This is a genomic window from Actinophytocola sp. (assembly GCF_049647105.1).
Lineage (GTDB): Bacteria > Actinomycetota > Actinomycetes > Mycobacteriales > Pseudonocardiaceae > Actinophytocola.
In genome coordinates this window covers 1-5,605 of sequence record NZ_JBARWZ010000040.1, presented here as the reverse complement: position 1 = coordinate 5,605, position 5,605 = coordinate 1, and the positions used below count along the sequence as shown (strand labels likewise).

Genomic DNA, 5,605 nt, shown 5'->3' with positions numbered 1-5,605 from the left:
GGCCACCGCCGCGGCCGCGGTCGGGGTCGCGACCGCCCCGGTCGGCGGCGAGGCGAGGCGCGTCATGGCGGTGCACGACGACGACGCGGCGGTGATACGGGAAGCCGTGGACGAAGTGGCACGCGCCGCCGCGGTCCACGCCGGCGCGGATCCCCGGTACGCCAGGGCGAAGCTGCGTGAGGAGACACCGCTGAGCTACCTGGCGGAACCGGCCGTCGCACTACTGGCACGTGCCGAGGGACCACCGAGATCGGGCGTGTTCATGACCGGCCACAGGCAGCCTGCCGTGCCGCTGCCTTCCGAAGGGAACGGGGACTGATCGATGCTGGGTGCCGACGACTACGCACTGGACCGCGTGCCGGACCATGCCCGCTATCCGTGGTGGACCGTTGCCGTACAACGATTCGGGCAGCTGTCGGACCTGACCGTGTTCCTGCTCGGCGCCACGCTCGGTGCCGGGATGTCGTTCTGGGGCGCGTTCTGGTCACTGACACTCGGCTCGGTGATCCTTGAGGTGGTCGCGGTCTTCGCCGGGATCGCCGGTGTCCGGGAGGGACTGTCCACCTCGGTGCTCGCGCGGTGGACCGGCTTCGGCCGGTCCGGCTCCGCGTTGATCGGGCTGGTCGTCGCGACGAGCCTGATCGGCTGGTTCGGCATCCAGAACGCGATCTTCGCCGAGGGGCTGCACGCCCTGGTCGACGGAGTGCCGGTGTGGTTGTGGTCGATCGTGACCGGGCTCGCGGTGACCGCGCTCGTGGTGTACGGGTTCCGGTGGATGGCGTGGATCGCCTACCTCACGGTGCCCGCGTTCCTGTTGCTGGCCGGTTGGTCGATCGTCGGTGAACTGTCCGACCACAGCCTCGGCGACCTGCTCGGCACCGCGGGGTTCGGCGAGCCGATGTCCGTCGCGACCGGCGCCACGATCGTGGCGGGCTCCTACATCGCCGGCGCGGTGCTCGCCCCCGACATGACGCGGTTCAACCGCTCCACCGGGGACGTGGTGAAGCAGACGGTCGTCTCGATCACCCTCGGCCAGTACGTCCTGGGGCTGGTCGGCGTCGTTCTCGCGTACGCCATCAGGTCGGCCGACGTGGTGACGATCTTCGCGGCCACGTCGGGGACGGTCGGGATCATCATCCTGGTCTCCGCGACCATCAAGATCAACGACTGGAACCTGTACAGCTCCTCGCTGGGATTCGTCAACACACTGTCCACAGTGTTCGGTCTGCGGATCAGCCGGGTCGCCGCGACGATCGCGATCGGCGTTCTTGGCACGGCATTGTCGGCGTTGGGCATCCTGGACCGGTTCGCCGACTTCCTCACCGTGCTCGGTGTCGCGCTGCCGCCGATCGCGGGCATCATGGTCGCCGAGTACTTCCTCGTGCGCCGCTGGCGCCCGGCACTCGACGAGTCCCGCACGCACGGCAGACTGCCCGGCACGGAACCGGGCTGGGTGCCCGCCACGCTGGTGATCTGGGTCGGTGCCGCGGTCCTCGGCTGGTGGTCCGAACAGGAACAGTTCGGCATCCCCGCGCTCAACTCCCTTGTGGTGGCTGGCATCGCGTACCTGGTCGCGGGCAAGGCGGGACTGGTGCGCGGCACCAGGGAGCTCGCGGTCGAGAAGGGCGCGGAGTAGTGCGTGTCGGTATCGACGTCGGCGGCACCAACACCGACGCCGTCCTGGTCGCCGGCGACGAAGAAGACGTGCGGGTCGTGGCCGCGGTGAAGACACCGACCACCGATGACGTCACGACCGGTGTGGTCACGGCGATCGGCGAGCTTCTCCACGACGCACCGGACGGGCTCACACCAGGCGACATCACCGCGGTGATGATCGGCACCACGCACTTCACCAACGCGGTGGTGGAGGCCACGCGGCTGACGCCGACGGCGGCGATCCGCCTCGGGCTGCCCGCCACCGCGGCACTCCCGCCACTGACCGGCTGGCCGGAGCGGCTGCGGGTGGCCGTCGGCGACCGCACGTACCTGTGCCACGGCGGCTACGAGTACGACGGCACCGAACTGTCCACACTGGACCCCGACGAGCTGCGCCGGATCGCGGTCGACCTCGCGACGGCGGGGGTGCGGTCGGTCGCCGTTTCGTCGGTCTTCGCGCCGGTGAACGGGACCATGGAACGGGAAGCGGCACACATCCTGCGTTCCGAGGTGCCGGACCTGCGGGTGTCCTGCTCCCACGACTTCGGCCGGATCGGGCTGCTCGAGCGGGAGAACGCCACGATCCTCAACGCCGCACTGGCCGGCCTGGCCGACGAGCTCGCCGACGCGCTGACCACCGCGCTCGCCGACGCGGGCATCACCGCCCCGCTGCTGCTCAGCCAGAACGACGGCACGCTCATGGACATCGAGTACGGCCGGCGGTTCCCCGCCGCGACGTTCGCGTCCGGGCCGACGAACTCCATGCGGGGCGCGGGATTCCTGTCCGGTGTCACGGACTGTGCCGTGATCGATGTCGGCGGCACCACCACCGACATCGGCATGCTCGTCGATGGCTTCCCCCGGGAAACCGCCTCGATCACCGAGGTCGCCGGCATCCGCACGAACTGGCGGATGCCCGACGTGCTCTCACTCGGCATCGGCGGCGGCAGCCTCGTGCGGGACTTCTCCGACGAGGAGCGGGCCACGGTCGGGCCGGACAGCGTCGGCTTCGCGCTGACCAGCAGGGCGCTGGTGTTCGGCGGTGACACGCTCACCATGACCGATGTGGCCGTCGCCGCCGGACTGACCCGCGTCGGCACGACCACGGCGCTGGTCCGCCGCTTCGACCAGGCCAGGGCGCAGGCCGTGCTGGCCATGGCGAGCGAGCGGATCGCCGACGCGGTGGACCGGATGCGCACCTCCCCCGCTCCGCTCCCGGTCATCCTGGTCGGCGGCGGCAGCGTGGTGCTGCCCGACTCGCTGCCCGGCCTGCCCGACGTGCGGCGGCCCGCGCATGCCGACGTAGCCAACGCGATCGGCGCGGCGATCGCCAAGGTGGGCGGCGAGCTCGACCGGGTCGTCCCCGTCGCCGAGGGCACCCGCGAGCACGTCCTCGCCGACGCCAGGGCCGAAGCGATCGCGCAGGCCGAGGCGGCGGGTGCGCGCCAGGGCAGTGTCGAGATCGTCGAGATCGACGAGGTGCCACTCGCCTACCTACCCGGTGGCGCCACCCGGGTGCGGGTGAAGGCCGTCGGAGACCTCGACCTCGACCGCCTCCAGGTCCGTGCGCAGTCGCCGGTGAGCACCAGCCTCGGAGCGACCTGTGCGTGAGATCGATGTCGCCCACCTCGACGACATCGCCCGTGGCGCGGGCATCCTCGGCACCGGCGGAGGCGGCGACCCCTATCTCGGCAGGCTTCTCACCGAGGTGGCCATCACCCGGCACGGTCCCGTCACGCTGGTCACCGTCGACGAGGTCCCGCCGGACGCGGTGGTTGTCCCCGTCTCGATGCTCGGCGCACCGACGGTCGGCACGGAGAAACTGCCGAACGGCACCGAGTTGCTCGCGGCGCTGCGTGCGCTGGAACGGGCGAGGGGCGCCGAGGCGACCCACCTGGTGCCGATCGAGATCGGCGGCATGAACTCGTTGGTACCGCTGGCTCTCGCCGCCGAGACCGGGCTGCCGGTCGTCGACGGCGATGCCATGGGCAGGGCGTTCCCCGAGGCGCAGATGGTGTTGCCGACGCTGGCCGGTATCCCCACCAGCCCCATGGCCGTGGCCGACGACAAGGGCAACACGCTCGTGCTCGACGCGGTGTCCAGCCAGTGGGCGGAACGCATCGCCCGCGCGGTGTGCGTCACGACCGGATGCTCGGTCTACACCGCGGACACCGTCATGACCGGTGCGCAGCTACCCGGCGGACTGGTCGCGGGCACCATCACCCTCGCGGAACAACTCGGCGCCGCGGTCCGTACCGCACGGGCCGACCACGCGAACCCGGTCACGGCGATCCGCGACCTGGTCGGTGGCGTCCACCTGATCACCGGCAAGGTGACCGACGTGCACCGCACCACCACCGATGGGTTCGCCCTCGGCACCACCACCGTCGCGGGCACGGACTCCGAGCTGCGCCTGTCGTTCCAGAACGAGTACCTCCTCGCGATGCGCGACGGTGAGGTGGTGGCGACAACCCCCGACCTGATCTGCGTTCTGGAGACCGACACCGGCGAGCCGATCACCACCGAGGCCCTGCGCTACGGCAACAGGGTGACCGCGCTGGCCATCCCCTGCGACCCGAGATGGACCACTCCGGCGGGCCTCGAACTCGTCGGCCCCCGCTACTTCGGCTACGACTGCGACTACCAGGGCCTGCCATCCGACGGCTGACCCCGGCCACTATTCGACGATCCAGCCGAGATTGAGAGTCAGTCTACGATCGGGTACCGCTTGTTCAGATAATCATCCAACTGTCGGCGCATGGTGACGTGTATATCGAAGTTGTCGAGTTCCTTGGGCGAGATCCAGCGAACCTCGGACGCTTCGTCATTCGCGCTGGGCGTACCGCCAACAGGTTCTCCTATCAGTGTGATTTCAAATTCTTGGCGCACCTCGCCATTCGACGTGTACTCCACGAGATGCGCGGGATCGGAGTACACGCCAAGAATACCGGTCACGCGTGCACGAATGCCTGTCTCTTCCTCGCATTCACGAACCGCACACTCGGACGGGGTCTCTCCGAGTTCTTGCTTGCCACCTGGCAGCGCCCACTGACCGGTGTCGCGTCGGCGTTGCATCAGTATCTCGCTGGAATCGTTGACAACGAGCAGGTTGCTCGCGGGTACAAGTGAGTTTGGCGCGGGTGCGTGCGGGTTGTGCCAGTGCTCGATACGTCGGTTCACCACGTGCGCCCTGCCTCGTCCGGGTTCCACGTGGCGGACTGTTGCCACACCTGGTCAAAGCTGTCCAGATACTTCATGAACATGCTGTCGTCATTTGTTCGGCGGACGTGGATTACTGGATTTGCACTTGCGGGCCGACCCCAGATGTGCGGGTTTATTAGCGCATCGTCGTCGTAGCGAAATACGCTCGCATACAGAGTAGTGTCATGTAGGCGAACCTCACAATGTTGATCACCAACAAGCTTCGTGAAATATGACAACGACGCTCGTATCTTGGCTCCGAGTGTTCCGCCAAGCCCCTCCTCCGCGTCCCGGTGAGCAACGGCATCGCCGGACGGTGCCCCGAAGCACAGGCGCACCTGAACACCGGCAGCTGCGCGGACGAGAAGCATGTCAGCAATCCGCGGGTTGGTGTGCGCGAGAAACGTGCCCGAGAACACCATGACATCGATGTTGGTCGTCGCGGAGTTGAGGAACCGAAGCCAAACGTCCCGCGGCACGCTCGCGCGGTCCGGGTACGTTCGAACGATCTCAATTGGAGCGTCCCTGGGCGCCAGGTATGCCTGCTTTTCCCTAACCTCCGGCCACAAATATTCCTCTTGTACGTCGAGGAGTTGAGCCGCCTTCCTCCGATGCTTCGGGTCAATGCCACGTAGCGTAAGTTGATCATGCGGCTCGGGGTTTGAGCTTGTGGATCTTGATCGTGGCGGGTGCTTTGTGGCGTGTGCTGGCTGGTTCGCCTGGTTTCTTGACGCGGTAGGTGTTGTGA

5 protein-coding genes and 1 pseudogene are annotated in these 5,605 nt (G+C 68.0%); 4 read left to right on the top strand and 2 right to left on the bottom strand.

Annotated elements, in window-relative coordinates; translation table 11 throughout:
* From WBA97_RS05900 to WBA97_RS05885, 4 genes and pseudogenes are all read left to right on the top strand, one after another.
* Positions 1-319, top strand: a pseudogene (locus tag WBA97_RS05900) (hypothetical protein); the annotation flags it as partial.
* 3 nt (positions 320-322) lie between these two features.
* Positions 323-1,636 (top strand): purine-cytosine permease family protein, encoded by a 1,314-nt coding sequence (locus WBA97_RS05895; protein ID WP_424229665.1) that lies wholly within the window; start codon positions 323-325, stop codon positions 1,634-1,636.
* Positions 1,636-3,267, top strand: coding sequence for a hydantoinase/oxoprolinase N-terminal domain-containing protein (locus tag WBA97_RS05890; protein ID WP_424229664.1), 1,632 nt, complete (start codon positions 1,636-1,638; stop codon positions 3,265-3,267). Before WBA97_RS05895 ends, WBA97_RS05890 begins: the two co-directional genes overlap by 1 nt.
* Positions 3,260-4,324, top strand: a complete 1,065-nt coding sequence (locus tag WBA97_RS05885) for a DUF917 domain-containing protein (RefSeq protein WP_424229663.1) — start codon at positions 3,260-3,262, stop codon at positions 4,322-4,324. Before WBA97_RS05890 ends, WBA97_RS05885 begins: the two co-directional genes overlap by 8 nt.
* A gap of 38 nt (positions 4,325-4,362) precedes the next feature.
* Here WBA97_RS05885 and WBA97_RS05880 read toward each other — a convergent pair whose 3' ends face one another.
* Positions 4,363-4,836 carry an NUDIX hydrolase gene (locus WBA97_RS05880; RefSeq protein WP_424229662.1) on the bottom strand — a complete coding sequence of 158 codons (474 nt, stop codon included), beginning with the start codon at positions 4,834-4,836 and terminating at the stop codon, positions 4,363-4,365.
* Complete coding sequence (locus WBA97_RS05875) at positions 4,833-5,279, bottom strand: hypothetical protein (RefSeq protein ID WP_424229661.1); 447 nt, start codon at positions 5,277-5,279, stop codon at positions 4,833-4,835. The genes WBA97_RS05880 and WBA97_RS05875 overlap by 4 nt, the downstream gene beginning before the upstream one ends.
* Positions 5,280-5,605 lie beyond the last annotated feature (326 nt).